Origin of the sequence: Yoonia sp. R2-816, from assembly GCF_046762905.1 — a bacterium.
Classification (GTDB): domain Bacteria; phylum Pseudomonadota; class Alphaproteobacteria; order Rhodobacterales; family Rhodobacteraceae; genus Yoonia.
Window position 1 is genome coordinate 126,219 of record NZ_JBKQXN010000316.1, and the last position, 13,349, is coordinate 139,567.

18 protein-coding genes are annotated in these 13,349 nt (G+C 57.0%); 11 read left to right on the plus strand and 7 right to left on the minus strand.

Annotated features, from left to right (window positions below):
• The first annotated feature begins 84 nt into the window (after positions 1-84).
• Positions 85-891: a sterol desaturase family protein gene (locus ACFWW2_RS21720; protein WP_393931769.1), complete on the plus strand. Its 807-nt coding sequence runs from the start codon at positions 85-87 to the stop codon at positions 889-891.
• A 134-nt stretch (positions 892-1,025) separates the two neighbouring features.
• On the opposite strand, the gene ACFWW2_RS21725 is transcribed toward ACFWW2_RS21720, so the two are convergent.
• Together ACFWW2_RS21725 and ACFWW2_RS21730 are read right to left on the minus strand one after the other, a co-directional pair.
• Positions 1,026-1,298 carry a hypothetical protein gene (locus tag ACFWW2_RS21725; RefSeq protein WP_393931771.1) on the minus strand — a complete coding sequence of 91 codons (273 nt, stop codon included), beginning with the start codon at positions 1,296-1,298 and terminating at the stop codon, positions 1,026-1,028.
• Positions 1,252-1,572 carry an ArsR/SmtB family transcription factor gene (locus tag ACFWW2_RS21730; protein WP_393931875.1) on the minus strand — a complete coding sequence of 107 codons (321 nt, stop codon included), beginning with the start codon at positions 1,570-1,572 and terminating at the stop codon, positions 1,252-1,254. Before ACFWW2_RS21730 ends, ACFWW2_RS21725 begins: the two co-directional genes overlap by 47 nt.
• Positions 1,573-1,769: 197 nt before the next feature.
• Between ACFWW2_RS21730 and ACFWW2_RS21735 the strand changes: the two genes are divergently transcribed.
• The 6 genes from ACFWW2_RS21735 to ACFWW2_RS21760 all read left to right on the plus strand — a co-directional run bounded on the left by ACFWW2_RS21735 (position 1,770) and on the right by ACFWW2_RS21760 (position 5,177).
• On the plus strand, positions 1,770-2,105 hold the full coding sequence (locus ACFWW2_RS21735; RefSeq protein ID WP_393931773.1) for an AtpZ/AtpI family protein: 336 nt from the start codon (positions 1,770-1,772) through the stop codon (positions 2,103-2,105).
• Positions 2,095-2,847, plus strand: a complete 753-nt coding sequence (locus ACFWW2_RS21740) for a F0F1 ATP synthase subunit A (RefSeq protein ID WP_393931775.1) — start codon at positions 2,095-2,097, stop codon at positions 2,845-2,847. Before ACFWW2_RS21735 ends, ACFWW2_RS21740 begins: the two co-directional genes overlap by 11 nt.
• A 58-nt stretch (positions 2,848-2,905) precedes the next feature.
• On the plus strand, positions 2,906-3,130 hold the full coding sequence (locus tag ACFWW2_RS21745; protein WP_008233394.1) for a F0F1 ATP synthase subunit C: 225 nt from the start codon (positions 2,906-2,908) through the stop codon (positions 3,128-3,130).
• A 78-nt stretch (positions 3,131-3,208) separates the two neighbouring features.
• Positions 3,209-3,754, plus strand: coding sequence for a F0F1 ATP synthase subunit B' (locus tag ACFWW2_RS21750; protein WP_393931778.1), 546 nt, complete (start codon positions 3,209-3,211; stop codon positions 3,752-3,754).
• 3 nt (positions 3,755-3,757) lie between these two features.
• Positions 3,758-4,315, plus strand: a complete 558-nt coding sequence (locus ACFWW2_RS21755) for a F0F1 ATP synthase subunit B (protein WP_393931780.1) — start codon at positions 3,758-3,760, stop codon at positions 4,313-4,315.
• A gap of 130 nt (positions 4,316-4,445) precedes the next feature.
• Positions 4,446-5,177 carry a CPBP family intramembrane glutamic endopeptidase gene (locus ACFWW2_RS21760; RefSeq protein WP_393931782.1) on the plus strand — a complete coding sequence of 244 codons (732 nt, stop codon included), beginning with the start codon at positions 4,446-4,448 and terminating at the stop codon, positions 5,175-5,177.
• Here the strand turns inward: ACFWW2_RS21760 and ACFWW2_RS21765 are convergent.
• The 3 genes from ACFWW2_RS21765 to ACFWW2_RS21775 form a co-directional block, all read right to left on the minus strand.
• The gene (locus tag ACFWW2_RS21765) at positions 5,174-5,941 is read right to left on the minus strand and encodes a FadR/GntR family transcriptional regulator (protein ID WP_393931784.1); all 768 of its coding nucleotides are present in this window, start codon (positions 5,939-5,941) and stop codon (positions 5,174-5,176) included. The two genes, ACFWW2_RS21760 and ACFWW2_RS21765, sit on opposite strands and share 4 nt — an antisense overlap.
• A gap of 104 nt (positions 5,942-6,045) precedes the next feature.
• Positions 6,046-6,702, minus strand: a complete 657-nt coding sequence (locus tag ACFWW2_RS21770; RefSeq protein ID WP_393931787.1) for an OmpA family protein — start codon at positions 6,700-6,702, stop codon at positions 6,046-6,048.
• 121 nt (positions 6,703-6,823) lie between these two features.
• Positions 6,824-7,666 carry a methylated-DNA--[protein]-cysteine S-methyltransferase gene (locus tag ACFWW2_RS21775; protein WP_393931789.1) on the minus strand — a complete coding sequence of 281 codons (843 nt, stop codon included), beginning with the start codon at positions 7,664-7,666 and terminating at the stop codon, positions 6,824-6,826.
• Between the two features lie 95 nt (positions 7,667-7,761).
• Between ACFWW2_RS21775 and nth the strand changes: the two genes are divergently transcribed.
• A complete protein-coding gene (gene nth, locus ACFWW2_RS21780) occupies positions 7,762-8,406 on the plus strand; it encodes an endonuclease III (RefSeq protein ID WP_393931791.1) in 645 nt (214 codons plus the stop codon).
• Entirely contained in the window at positions 8,403-9,392 is a 990-nt protein-coding gene (locus ACFWW2_RS21785; protein ID WP_393931793.1) for an adenosine kinase, read from the plus strand. Before nth ends, ACFWW2_RS21785 begins: the two co-directional genes overlap by 4 nt.
• Here the strand turns inward: ACFWW2_RS21785 and ACFWW2_RS21790 are convergent.
• Together ACFWW2_RS21790 and ACFWW2_RS21795 are read right to left on the minus strand one after the other, a co-directional pair.
• Positions 9,358-10,077 carry a hypothetical protein gene (locus ACFWW2_RS21790; RefSeq protein WP_393931795.1) on the minus strand — a complete coding sequence of 240 codons (720 nt, stop codon included), beginning with the start codon at positions 10,075-10,077 and terminating at the stop codon, positions 9,358-9,360. The two genes, ACFWW2_RS21785 and ACFWW2_RS21790, sit on opposite strands and share 35 nt — an antisense overlap.
• A 325-nt stretch (positions 10,078-10,402) precedes the next feature.
• Complete coding sequence (locus tag ACFWW2_RS21795) at positions 10,403-11,221, minus strand: sulfotransferase family protein (protein ID WP_393931797.1); 819 nt, start codon at positions 11,219-11,221, stop codon at positions 10,403-10,405.
• 121 nt (positions 11,222-11,342) lie between these two features.
• Here ACFWW2_RS21795 and ACFWW2_RS21800 point away from each other — a divergent pair, with 121 nt between their 5' ends.
• Both ACFWW2_RS21800 and ACFWW2_RS21805 read left to right on the plus strand, forming a co-directional pair.
• Positions 11,343-12,920 carry a DUF5928 domain-containing protein gene (locus ACFWW2_RS21800; RefSeq protein ID WP_393931799.1) on the plus strand — a complete coding sequence of 526 codons (1,578 nt, stop codon included), beginning with the start codon at positions 11,343-11,345 and terminating at the stop codon, positions 12,918-12,920.
• Positions 12,921-12,928: 8 nt separating this feature from the next.
• On the plus strand, positions 12,929-13,291 hold the full coding sequence (locus ACFWW2_RS21805) for an HIT domain-containing protein (RefSeq protein ID WP_393931801.1): 363 nt from the start codon (positions 12,929-12,931) through the stop codon (positions 13,289-13,291).
• Positions 13,292-13,349 lie beyond the last annotated feature (58 nt).

Consider the following 13,349-nt stretch of genomic DNA (forward strand, 5'->3'; position numbering starts at 1 on the left):
ACATGAACTGGGTGTGTGGCTGTGAATTGGGTCCCTGAACTAACAATAACTCATATTCTTCTTATAGGGCTTTTTTCCAGCTACGTGCTGTATTTCCTGTTCGGCAAGAAAGAAGAGCTTAGCAGGCATGCGGCTGAAAACACCTTTGCCACTGCAGCTGTGATGTTCGGCAACGTGTTGCTGCTCGCCTGGTTCGTCAAGGACATCGGTTCGTTCGCTCAATCGGCCTATGCAGCATTGGGTATTCCCACGATAGATCCCGCAACGTGGGATAACGTGCCGATCGTGGTGGTATGCTTATTCGGCCTCGCCGCGAAGGATTTTGCCGACTATGTTATCCACAGAATAATGCACACGCGATGGGGCTGGCCGACCCATGCGGCCCATCATTCCGACACACATGTTAACGCTCTTTCCCTTTATCGTGTGCACATCCTTGAATGGTTGATGATGCATCTGAACTATATCGTCTTGTTGACGTGGTTGCAGATGCCACAAGCCATTCCCGTCGTGATGCTGCTTCAAACCCTGCACGGCATGTATGTACATATGGATTTGGATTTCGACCATGGTCCTTTCAAATACGTTATCGCCTCACCGGTCTTCCATCGCTGGCACCACGCAGATGTGCCCGAAGCATATGGCAAGAACCTCGCTGGCGTTTTTCCTATCTTTGATCTGGTTTTTGGCACCTACTACAATCCCGGACCTTGCAAGGAAAAGATGGGTGCGCTCAGCAGCGGCGTGGAGGACAAGAACCCCATCCATATCTTCACATATCCATTGCGCGAATGGGCGCGGTTGATAACCATCGAAAAGAGTAGATGGGCGGCCCGACCGTCCAAATCACGTTCTGTTCCAACGCCAAAACAGGTCAAAGAACGCGGCTAATTCGCGCTGGGTGCTGCCACAACACTTTTCAGACATTGACCGATCAGTCGGCAACCCGTCGGATCGAGAACGCCCACCTCGCGGCAACCATGCCAGAAGCGCTGATGGCCAAGATGCTGACATGATCCATCCTTTCAAACAGGTCGGATCACAAACTGACCTATATAGGAAGTGCCCGATTCAGGTTTTTCTCGAAACGCTTCAGGTGTCAGGTAGGTATAGGCCATGGCCTTGGAGCTTGGCAGGACCTGCGTGGCGAATTGCAGCAGGGTGAACTTGCTCGCGTTGGCAAAGATCGCGGTGTGGATTTTAGTGATCCAGACGATCGCAGGTATATGCGCGATTTTGAAGGCTGCTCGACTATTCCAACTCGCGCTCCAGAAATGCCTCGAACGCGTCCAGATCAATCGCCTCCATCTGTCCAAACGCCTGCATCCAGACCGATGCCTCGCGCAGCGCATCGGGTTCCAGTTTGCACCATTTTACCCGGCCACGCTTTTCCTGTGAAATCAGACCAGCCGCCGTCAGAACCCCCAGATGCTTGGATATTGCCGCCAGCGACATCGCAAACGGTTCCGCCACATCGGTGACGGCCATGTCATCCTCAAGCAGCATGGCAAGGATCGCGCGGCGGGTCGGGTCGGCAAGGGCCGAAAAGATGATGTCGAGCGGTTGGGCCATGACCGCGATTAAGGGGTATCGAGGCAAAACGTCAACCATCCGGTTGAATATCAAATGCCATCCAAAGGGGACGATCCAAGTATTATTGTGCCATAAATTCACAACAAAAACAGAAGGTTAATCAGTATCTGCACCCGCTTGACTCCGCCGCACCACCACCCTAGACCAAGCACAACCTTTCGAAGGGTTTGGGACCAATGTCTGAACGCGACGACGCTGACCGCCTCAAGGCGCTAGAGGCGAAGATTGCGCAGCTCAAAGAGCCGGAAACGGTCAAGGACCACGCGGAAGAACATTATTCTCAGGCACAGTTGGCCTGGCGGATGGTGATAGAGCTTGTGGCCGGTCTTGGGATCGGCTTTGGCATCGGATACGGGCTGGATACCCTGTTTGGGACCATGCCGATTTTTCTGGTGCTGTTTATATTCTTTGGCCTCGCAGCCGGTGTTCTGACCATGATGCGATCCGCCAAAGAGGTGCAGATGAAGCAGCAAAAGGCTGCGAACGAAGAGGGTGACGCACGTGGCGACTGAAGACAAAGCCGAAGGTGGTCTGGTTTTCCATCCGCTGGACCAGTTTATCGTCAAGCCGTTTTTCGGCGACGGCCCTGTGCAGTGGTACACCGTCACCAATGTGACGATCTGGATGGGCATTTCCCTGTTGGCGATCGTCGGGGTTTTCGTTCTGGGCAGCCGGGGGCGCGCCATCGTGCCAAGCCGTATCCAATCCATCGGTGAGCTGATTTATGGCTTTATTTACAAGATGGTAGAGGACGTGACAGGCAAGGACGGGGTCAAGTATTTCCCTTATATCATGACGCTGTTCCTGTTCATCCTGTTTGCCAACTACCTCGCCTTGATCCCGATGTCCTATAGCCCGACATCGATGATTGCGGTCACTGCGGTTCTGGGTTTCGGCGTTTTCATCTGCGTGACGATCCTTGGGTTCGTCAAGAACGGCGCGTCGTTCTTGAGCCTGTTCTGGATGTCGGACGCCCCGGCAATCCTGCGCCCCATCATCGCGGTGATCGAGGTGATTTCCTACTTTGTCCGCCCTGTCAGCCATTCCATTCGTCTGGCCGGTAACATCATGGCGGGTCACGCTGTTCTGAAGGTGTTTGCAGGCTTTGCTGCCCTGACGCTGGTCAGCCCGGTCGCGATCTTTGGCATTGTCGCCATCTACGGTCTGGAGGTCCTTGTGGCCGGTATTCAGGCTTACGTTTTCACTATTTTGACATGTGTCTATCTGAAAGACGCATTGCACCCGCATCACTAATGTTGGTGGGGTCGAACCCCACCCTACATCTCAACTTCCAATCGTAAGGAGAATTCACATGGAAGGCGAACTCGCACATATCGGCGCTGGTCTGGCTGCAATCGGTTCTGGTGCCGCTGCTATCGGTGTTGGCACCGTGGCTGGTAACTACCTCGCAGGCGCCCTGCGCAACCCATCTGCCGCTGCTGGTCAAACAGCAACATTGTTCATCGGTCTGGCCTTTGCTGAAGCCCTGGGGATCTTTGCGTTCCTCGTGTCGCTTCTGCTGATGTTCGCCGTCTAAGAACACACCCATATCCTTACGGTCTGGTGGTCGCTTTTGTGACCACCAGATAAACTTTCAAGGTATTCGGGGGCCATTATGGCAACAGAAACAACAGAAGCCGCAGGTGTTTGCGTTGATGCAGGGGGCAGCGCCCTTGGTATGCCGCAGCTTTGCGCGGATTGGATGCCCAACCAGATTTTCTGGCTAATCATCACGCTGGCGGCGATTTATTTCGTGATGTCACGCATCGCATTGCCCCGCATTGGCGCGGTTCTGGCAGAGCGGTCAGGCACCATCACCAACGACATCGCTGCAGCCGAAGAGCTGAAGAACAAAGCGGCAGAGGCCGAAGCGGCCTACGAAAAGGCCCTTGTCGATGCGCGCGCCGAAGCCCAGAAGATCGTGGCCGAGGCAAAGGCCGAAATTCAGGCCGAGCTTGATGTGGAATTGCAGAAAGCAGACGCCGAAATCGCAGCCAAGACGGCCGAAAGCGAAAAGGCGATTGCCGAAATTCGCGACGGTGCTGTCAAAAGCGTGGCCGAAGTTGCCAAGGACACAGCCAAGGAACTGGTCTCCGTCATGGGTGGTTCAGCAGATGCCAAGGCGATCACCGCCGCCGTGAATGCACGGATGAAAGGGTAAATCATGCGTTTGATGATCACATCGCTATTCGCCCTGAGTGCGACGCCAGCCTTCGCGGCCAAAGGCCCGTTCTTTTCGCTGTCGAATACCGACTTTGTCGTGTCGATCGCGTTCCTGATCTTTATCGGTATCCTGCTTTACTACAAGGTTCCTGCGTTGGTCGGCGGTATGCTGGACAAGCGCGCCGAAGGCATCAAATCCGAGCTGGATCAGGCCAAGGCCCTGCGCGAAGAAGCCCAGTCTCTGCTGGCGTCTTACGAGCGCAAGCAAAAGGAAGTGCAGGAGCAGGCGAACCGTATCGTGGCCTCTGCCAAGGAGGAGGCGACAAACGCCGCTGCCACCGCCAAGGATGATATCGCCAAGTCAATCACCCGCCGTCTGGCTGCCGCAGAAGAGCAGATTGCCAGTGCGCAGGCCGGCGCGATCAAAGCGGTCCGCGATGAAGCTATTGTGGTTGCCGTGGGTGCAGCCAAGGATGTCATGGCCAAGCAGATGGACGCGAAATCGGCCGGGGCGCTGATTGACGACGCCATCGCGACAGTGGCTGAGAAGCTGCACTAAGCCGCGTGGGTTTCCCCCACCCCATGTTCATGATCAGGCCCGAACGCTGCGTAAGCGTTCGGGCTTTTTCGTTGACAGTGCCGTGGCGCCCGAGGACGGTGCTGTCGGGGGCTTTGCCGGGGAACGCCGCATGCCAAGCCTGAAGATCGGATTGCAGGCAACCGCCATCTATATCGCGGTTGTGGCGCTTGGCATGATCTATGTCTATGTGATCCGGGCAGAACCCTATGGCACGGCGCTGATGGTCAGCCACTTCTGGGTGGTCGAACTGATCCTTTGCGGGATCGTCCTGTACTACATCATCCGCTATTTTGGCTGGTCTGGCGTCGGTTTTGGACGCATCAACTGGCGGGCCACGGTGTGGATGCTGCCTGCTTATGTGGTATTGGGCGCGATGTTACTGGTGCAGGTGCCCAAGCTGATGGACGGCAGCCTGACCGCAGCAGAGTGGTCGTTGCTGGGCTGGCTGACCCTGACTACATTCATGATCGGATTTTCCGAAGAGGTGATGTTTCGCGGGATACTGTTGCGCGGGGCGCTGACCCGGCTCTCGGTGGTGCAGGCCATGGTGCTTAGCGCCGCTTTGTTCGCGCTGATGCATGCGGTGAATGTGCTGGCCGGACAACCGTTTGAGAACACGGTCCAACAGCTGGCGTTCACATTTCTGGTCGGGTTCTTTCTGGCCCCGATTGCGCTGAAGATCGGCAATCTCTGGCCGCTGATCATCTGGCACTGGTTGTGGGATCTGGTGCTGTTTTCCACCGATGTGCTGGGGGGGTTCCAGCCTTTTGCATTTCTGGGTCTGCTGTTTCAGGCGGTGATCAGCCTTTGGCTATGGCGCGACGTGATGCAGAAAAGCTAGCGCCGCGCTTCGTGTTCATAGCGTTTCTGGGCGAACACCTCGTTCCGATCGGCCTTTTGCTGATCAGACAGGGCGGTTTCCACAAAATCCAGATGCGCCTCGATCGCGGCTCGGGCGGCGTGTGGGTCGCGCGCCTGCAGGGCGGTGTTGATGGCCCGGTGCTGGTCCAGCAATGTGTCCCGTGTCGTCCGCTGTTTGAACATGATGGACCGATTGTAGAACACGCCTTCGCGCAGCAATTCATACATTGACCGCATCATGTGCAGCATGATGATGTTGTGACTCGCCTCGATGATGGACAGGTGGAAATCAGCGTCCAGGTTCGCTTCGTCCGCCGGATTGCGCTTTTGATGCGCGGTTTCCATCTTCTGAAAGATCGTGTCGATGACCTTCAGGTCAGTGTCGCTGGCCAGCCGGGCCGCGCGCTCTGCCGCCAACCCTTCCATGTCGCGGCGGAAACTGAGGTAGTCGAACACCGCCTCGTCATGGGTGGCAAACAGCTTGATCAGGGCGGGGGCAAAGGCTGATCCCAGAACGTCGGCCACGTAGACCCCTGCACCGGCCTTCGATGATAACAGGCCGCGATCCTGTAGGTCCGCCAGCGCCTCACGCAGGGAAGGCCGCGATACGCCCATACGTTCGCTGAGTTCGCGCTCCGATGGCAGGCGTTCGCCGGGGCGCAGAATGCCGCGCAGGATCAATCCTTCGATCTGGCGGATGACGCCATGGGACAGTTTTTCCTGTAGAACGGGTTCGAACGGCATCTGCATACCCCTGCTATTGGTCAGATTATATGACCGATTGCGGGAGTTTCACAACAAAAAAGGGGCCGCCATAGGTGACCCCTTCGTAATCCCGCGAGGCAGGATCAGTTCGGTGTGATGATGATCTCAACCCGGCGGTTCTGCTGACGACCGGCTGCATTGAGGTTGGACGCAACGGGCTGGTTTTCACCAGCGCCAAGCGACCGGATGCGCGTGGCGGAAACACCACCGTTGAGCAGCACAGCAGACACAGCCTGCGCGCGGCGCTGCGACAGATCCTGGTTGAACTCAGCCGAACCGGTGTTGTCCGTGTGGCCGATCACGTTGACGGTCGTGTTGGGATATTTGTTCAGGGAGTTGGCAACGATCCGCAATTCGCGTTGCGAGACGGCCGAAACTGAAGTGCTGTTAGTGGCGAACAGCAGATCCTGAGACAGGACAACCACAAGGTTGCGCCCGTTGTTGGACACGCCCACATCATTGCGCAACTGGCGGCGCAACTCTTCTGCCTGGCGGTCAAGGTTGTTGCCCACGGCAGCACCCACACCTGCACCAAGCGCGGCCCCGATCAGGGCAGATTGGTTGCGTTCGCGGACGGTGCCATCGTTATTGGCCAACGCGCCGACAACAGCACCGCCAAGTGCGCCAATTGCTGCGCCTTGCTGCGTGTTCTGGTTGGCGTTTGGACCTGTTGGATCACATGCGGCGACCAGCGTCATCGCTGAGGCGGCAAATACGAGTGGGAGTTTTGAAAACATCATTGTCTTTGTTCCATCTGAATGGGTGCGCTGAAAAGCGCGGGTGAATATGTGAGCTTATGCCCATCTTTCAGATGATATCCAATAACGCAGACTCAATTGGCCGGATTTTGCCGGTTTGTGATCACGCGGCTGAAACATCTGCCCGTGCGGATTCCCAGGCCAGCATGGCGCGCTTGACCGGCAGACCCCAGTGATATCCACCCAGACCACCCGATTTTCGCAGTGCTCTGTGACAGGGAATCAGCCAGCTGACCGGGTTGCGCCCGACAGCGGTGCCGACGGCGCGCACCGCCTTTGGATTGCCGATGGACTGAGCGATTTCTGAATAGGTGGTGACATGTCCCGATGGGATCGCCAGCAGCGCCTCCCACACCTTCAATTGAAAGGGGCCCCCGATCATATGCAGCTTGGTTTCTCCGGTCATGCCAAGGGCGGCTGTCGCCCATGGCCGTAGGAACGTGGGGTCTTCGACGAATTTGGCTTTGGGCCAGCGTGATTTGAGGTCGGCCATGGCCGGTTCCGGCCCTGCTTCAGCGGCAAAGGCCAGCCCGCAAATTCCGCGGTCGGTGCCCATCACCAGCGCAGGTCCGAATGGGCTTTCAAACCAGCCCCAATAGATTGTCAGGTCGGCCCCGTCCCGGGCGTAGTCGCCCGGGCTCATCGCCTCCCACCGCACAAAAAGGTCGTGCAGGCGGCCCGACCCGGACAGGCCCACCGCATGGGCGGTTTCTAGCGTTGTGAACCGTTCCTGGAGCAGGGATTTCGCATGCGCCAGCGTCAGGTACTGTTGATAGCGCTTGGGCGATACGCCGACCCATGTGGAAAAGAGTCGCTGGAAATGCGCCGGACTCATGTTCATGTCCGATGCCAGATTGGCCAGTGAAAGGGGCTGGTCGCCTGCCGCATCGATGGCTTCGATGGCGCGGCGCATGACCTGATAATGATATGTGTCTGTCTGTTCCATACTGTCCAAACTAGGGATGTGGCCCGCGTCTTGCGACCCGGAAATTGCGCATCTTTTGCTTGCTCGTTCCGGTCCCTGCAGGCATATGGGGCGGAATGCCAAAACAGCTTGATTATCACACGATCCGCGAGATCTTTGAACGGTTCCACTATGCCGAGCCTGAACCCAAGGGTGAGCTGGAGCATGTGAATGTCTATACGCTGGTGGTGGCCGTGGCCCTGTCAGCGCAGGCCACCGATGCAGGGGTGAACAAGGCCACGCGCAAGCTGTTCCAGATCGCCGATACGCCGCAAAAGATGCTGGATCTAGGGCTGGACGGACTGACGGAGCATATCAAGACCATCGGTCTGTTTCGCCAAAAGGCCAAGAACGTCATCAAGATGAGCCAGATTCTGGTCGATGACTATGATGGCGAGGTTCCTAATTCACGCGCGGCCCTGCAATCGCTGCCGGGGGTGGGCCGCAAGACGGCCAATGTGGTGCTGAATATGTGGTGGAAACAGCCCGCGCAGGCGGTCGATACCCATATCTTTCGGTTTGGCAATCGCAGTGGTGTTGCCGTGGGCAGGGATGTCAACGCGGTCGAACGCGCCATCGAGGATCATATTCCCGCCGACTATCAACTTCATGCACACCATTGGATGATATTGCACGGGCGTTATGTCTGTGTGGCGCGCAAACCCAAATGCGCGGCGTGCCTGATCCGCGACCTGTGTCAATTCGAGGACAAGAATTTATGAGCAATTACGATGTGATTGGTATCGGCAACGCGATTGTCGATGTGATCAGCCATGCCGAGGATACGTTTCTTGATCACATGGGGATCGAGAAGGGGATCATGCAACTGGTCGAACGGGACCGGGCCGAGGTGCTTTATGCCGCGATGCGCGATCGGACGGAAACGCCGGGCGGATCGGTGGCCAATACGATTGCGGGGCTTGGCAGCCTTGGCCTGTCGACGGCGTTCATCGGCAAGGTCAAAGATGACGCGCTAGGTCGGTTCTATGCCAAGGGGATGGAGGATGCGGGTACCGCCTTTCCCAACCCGCCAGCACCAGCGGCGGATGCACCGACATCGCGGTCGATGATCTTTGTCTCGCCTGATGGCGAGCGGTCAATGAATACCTATCTGGGCGCGGGCGCTGATCTGGGGCAGGGCGACGTGCCGCATGATATGTTCGCAGGCGGCAAGATCTTGTTCCTCGAAGGGTATTTGTTCGACAAGCCCGACGGTAAAACGGCCTTTGCCGAGGCTGCCCAGCAGATGAAAACTGTCGGGGGCAAATCAGGCATTACGCTCAGCGATCCGTTTTGCGCGGACAGGCATCGTGCCGATTTCCAGCGGCTGATTGCCGAAGAGATGGATTTCGTGATTGGCAATATCGATGAATGGACAACGCTTTATCAGACCAAAGACCTCAACGCCGCCTTGGATCAGGCGATTGGCCATTGCGAAACCGTGGTGTGCACCTGTTCTGGTGACCCGGTCCTACTGCGGCGCGGTAATGAACGGGTCGAGGTGCCGGTGAAAAAGGTCGTGCCGGTTGATGCGACCGGTGCGGGTGACCAGTTTGCCGCCGGGTTCCTTTATGGTTATGCCACAGGACAGTCGCTTGAGATTTGCGGACGGATGGGTGTGACAGCGGCGGCTGAGGTGATCGGCCATGTCGGCCCGCGCCCCAAGGCCGACCTCAAGGCGATGTTTGCGGCGCAGGGACTGATCTGAGCCAGAGCGCGTCAAGCGCGTCGATGGTGGCAGGGTCGAACCTCTCCTCTTCCTTCCAGTATTTGCCGGACGGGACATAATAGTCGAGACGGTCTTCCTCGGTCAGGGCGGCCTGCGCGACGCCGTTGTCATAGGCCAATGGCACAGCACTCGCCGCCGCGTCCGGCGTGCTGCGGGGGAAAACTAGCCGGCTTTGGTCCGTTGACAGGTTGACCATGGCGCATCCCTGCCGGGCGGCCATGACCATCAGCCGGGCCGATTTCGCCTCAAGCGACCGCAGGGTGACATCCGCGCGCAGCGGGTCGGCGGTGCCTGTGCCGTAGAAATGGGTGTTGGACGTCTGGGCATAAACCATATCGCAGCCCAGCAGGGCGATGACCCTCGGCTTGAGCGCTGCCAACGCCCAGTAGGATGCGGTAAAGGCCATGGTTCCGCCCGCATAGACAAACCCGCCATAGTCATTTTGCAATGGCACATAGTCCGAGGCACGGATGATACGTTGATGGGCTGCCAGATCAGCGGGCTGGCGTTCCGGCGGAAAATCATCCGGATGGATCAGATCATCCCAGTCCGGGCGGACCGCCCAGGCATTGTTGATCGCCACGATGCGGTCAAAGGGCGCCTTGGACCAGGATCGGCAATTCACCACGTTAGGGCCACTGCCCAGAATCAGAACGACAGTCACCCCGGTTTTCTCCCTCCAGCTACGCGCTCAGGTACTTAATGCAGGCTTGGCGACTGTCGAGGCGGACGCGATAAACTTTCATGCCTCCGGCGGGGATATTTACGCTCGGAAGAAGAGGGAATCCACCGCTGTTGTCACCCGAAGGCACAACAGCGGCTTCTTCGTCGGCGGCCATCGGCATCCCTGCCTGTACCGTATGACCATAAGAAGCGGACTCTGCTAATTTTCGGTAAATCTGCTCTTCTTCCGAGCATAAATATCCTCGGGGGTGAGGCCGCAGGCCGAGGGGGCAGACAGTCCCCTTTTTGTGGCGGCAAAGCCGCAACTACTGGCCCAGTTTCGCGTGCACCTCGTCCAGATCAATCTCGCCAATGGGCATCTTGTTGGCGGGGTTTTCGAAATCGTATTTGAAGATCTGGAAATCCTTCTTGTAGATTTCATAGACCAGATGCATCGACAGATCGTCGAAGTAATCCTCGACCGGGTGGGCGCGTTTGGGGCCGTGCCCTTCGCTTTCGTTGAAACGGGGAATGTCGGACAGGCTGATGGGATGCGCCGTTTTGATACCGTTCAGGACATCCTGCATGCCGTCGTTGAACTTTTCCGTCCAGAAGATTTTATCATAGCGCCCGCCATTCACGATGAACGTGCTGATATGGCCGGACATGGCCGACCAGTGAATGTCGGGTTCCATCGGGCGACGCCAGCGGATCGTGTCGCGGGCGAACAGAAGGAAGCGCCGGAAGCTTTTGATCTGGTCAAATTCGAAGCCGGTATCGGGATCGCCCACCTCGATCCCGTATTTCTGGATCAGCAAGGGGACAAGATTGCCCCGGTAGCGTTTGCCGTTGCGCTGGATGCCGCAGATCTTGTCAAAGAAGGATGACAGGATGCGGGTGTAGGGGTTGCGCACACAGGTGAACGCATAGCTTTTGTGGTCTTTGACATTCCGGCTGATTGCCTGCTGGCTGTCTTCCAGCGCCCATTTGTGGATCCCCGATTTGGCGTCGTGAATATCACCGTCGAAGAATGTGCCGTGGTCAGAGTAATACATGATTTGGCCAATGGTTGAGCAGGCGCATTTGGGCACTACGCGGTACACTACGCTTTCGCTTGTCGTCATCCATGTGCCGGGAAAACCCATCTTGATCCACCTTGTGCTCGGCCCTTATGCCACTAAAGAGCAAAGAAACCCTGTATATTCAACGGGTCTTCACGTTATGACAGGTAAAACGCGATGAACCACCGGGACAGAACCACGATCAATGGCCAGAATTGCCTTTATCCTTCTCTGCCATAAGAACCCTGAAGCCATCGTGCAGCAGGCCCAGCAGTTGACGGCTGTTGGTGATTATATCGCGATTCATTTCGATGCCTCATCGTCGGCGACTGATTTTACCACGATCCAGACGGCGCTGGCGGACAACCCGAATGTTGTTTTTGCCAGGAAACGGGTGAAATGCGGTTGGGGTGAATGGAGCCTTGTGCAGGCCACCCTGCATGCGGTCGAGGCTGCGGTGGATGCCTTTCCCCGCGCCAGCCATTTCTACATGGTGTCCGGCGATTGCATGGCGATCAAATCGGCCCAGTATACGCATCAGTTTCTGGACGACCACGATAGCGATTTCATCGAAAGCTATGATTATTTCGACAGCAATTGGATCAAGACCGGCTTCAAGGAAGAGCGGCTGATCTATCGTCATCTGTTCAATGAACGTACCCAGAAATGGCTGTTTTACAAAAGTTTCGAGTTGCAGCGCCAGTTCCGTATCACCCGCAGCGTGCCGGATGATCTGCAGATGATGATCGGCAGCCAATGGTGGTGCCTGCGCCGCCGCACGATCGAGATGATCCTTGAATTCGCCGCCGCGCGTCGCGATGTGATGCGGTTCTTTCGCACCACATGGATCCCGGATGAGACGTTTTTCCAGACCCTGACCCGCCATCTGGTGCCGGGCCGCGAGATCGAAAATCGCACCCTGACATTCCTGATGTTTTCCGATTACGGGATGCCGGTGACGTTTTATAACGATCATTACGATCTGTTGCTGGGGCAGGATGCGCTGTTCGCTCGCAAGATCAGTGGCGAGGCGCAGGAACTGCGCGACCGGCTAGGCCAGCTTTATGCCAGCGACCAGAAGGATTTCGTGATATCCAACGAAGGCCGCAACCTGTTTGCCTTTCTGACCGGGCGCGGACGGATCGGGCGCCGCTATGCCCCGCGGTTCTGGGAAGATGGCGCATCGCTTGGCCGTGACCGGGAGTTGCTGATTGTGGTGTGCAAGAAATGGCATGTGGCGAAACGGCTGGTTGCCGCGATCCGTCATCATACGAATGTGCCGGCCATGGAATATCTGTTCAACGAAGATGACACGCCGCTGCCTGATCTGGGCGGGATCGAAAACACGCTGGAAAAACGCGCTCGTCACCGCCGTGCCTTGATGCGTCTGCTGTTTGACCATTACGAAAGCGACCGGCTGGTGATCTGTCTGGACACGGCCAATATCGACCTCATGCATGATTTCTTTTCGGACCGGTCGATTACGCGCCTGCTGGAAATCGAATGCAGTTTTGATGACGTCTATCTGGCCGGTCATGCCAGACGGATCGGTCTGGCCGGGCAGGAAACCAGTGATGAAACCATGGCCCGCCTGCTGCCCACGATCCGCCATGACATGATCTATCAGCGGGATGCGATCCGTGATGCGAATTTCCCCAACACGACCCGCATGCGCGAACGCGCCAGTACGGATGAAAATGCCGCCGCCCTGGCCCAGTTTCTGAGCGTGAATGGCGATACCGCTCGCACGCTGGCCGAAACCCCATATCTTTTTGTTGATTAAGGATCCCGATGGAATACGACTACGACGATCAGAATATCTTTGCCAAGATCCTGCGCGGTGAAATCCTGAACAAGACGGTTTACGAAAACGATCACGCGCTGGCCTTTCACGATATTCAGCCGCAGGCGCCGGTGCATGTGCTGATCATCCCTAAGGGTCCTTATGTCAGTCTGGATCATTTCGCCCGCGATGCGTCACCCGACGAACAGGCCGGGTTTATGCAGGCTGTGGCCGAGGTGTGCCGGTTGACGAATGTGGATGATGGTTTCCGGGCGATCAGCAACACCCGCACCCATGGGGTGCAGGATGTGCCGCATTATCACATGCATATCATCGGTGGGCGTCAGTTGGGCCGGATGCTTCAAGGTTGATCAAAATTCCAGAATTTTGATCATGCCTCCGGCGGGAGTATTTGAGGAAGAAAGAAGA

Coding starts and splice junctions, on each gene's coding strand:
- ACFWW2_RS21730 (WP_393931875.1), bottom strand. CDS start 1,572: ATGGCCCAACCGCTCGACATCATCTTTTCGGCCCTTGCCGACCCGACC.
- ACFWW2_RS21735 (WP_393931773.1), top strand. CDS start 1,770: ATGTCTGAACGCGACGACGCTGACCGCCTCAAGGCGCTAGAGGCGAAG.
- ACFWW2_RS21745 (WP_008233394.1), top strand. CDS start 2,906: ATGGAAGGCGAACTCGCACATATCGGCGCTGGTCTGGCTGCAATCGGT.
- ACFWW2_RS21750 (WP_393931778.1), top strand. CDS start 3,209: ATGGCAACAGAAACAACAGAAGCCGCAGGTGTTTGCGTTGATGCAGGG.
- ACFWW2_RS21755 (WP_393931780.1), top strand. CDS start 3,758: ATGCGTTTGATGATCACATCGCTATTCGCCCTGAGTGCGACGCCAGCC.
- ACFWW2_RS21760 (WP_393931782.1), top strand. CDS start 4,446: ATGCCAAGCCTGAAGATCGGATTGCAGGCAACCGCCATCTATATCGCG.
- ACFWW2_RS21765 (WP_393931784.1), bottom strand. CDS start 5,941: ATGCCGTTCGAACCCGTTCTACAGGAAAAACTGTCCCATGGCGTCATC.
- ACFWW2_RS21770 (WP_393931787.1), bottom strand. CDS start 6,702: ATGATGTTTTCAAAACTCCCACTCGTATTTGCCGCCTCAGCGATGACG.
- ACFWW2_RS21775 (WP_393931789.1), bottom strand. CDS start 7,666: ATGGAACAGACAGACACATATCATTATCAGGTCATGCGCCGCGCCATC.
- nth (WP_393931791.1), top strand. CDS start 7,762: ATGCCAAAACAGCTTGATTATCACACGATCCGCGAGATCTTTGAACGG.
- ACFWW2_RS21785 (WP_393931793.1), top strand. CDS start 8,403: ATGAGCAATTACGATGTGATTGGTATCGGCAACGCGATTGTCGATGTG.
- ACFWW2_RS21795 (WP_393931797.1), bottom strand. CDS start 11,221: ATGGGTTTTCCCGGCACATGGATGACGACAAGCGAAAGCGTAGTGTAC.
- ACFWW2_RS21800 (WP_393931799.1), top strand. CDS start 11,343: ATGGCCAGAATTGCCTTTATCCTTCTCTGCCATAAGAACCCTGAAGCC.
- ACFWW2_RS21805 (WP_393931801.1), top strand. CDS start 12,929: ATGGAATACGACTACGACGATCAGAATATCTTTGCCAAGATCCTGCGC.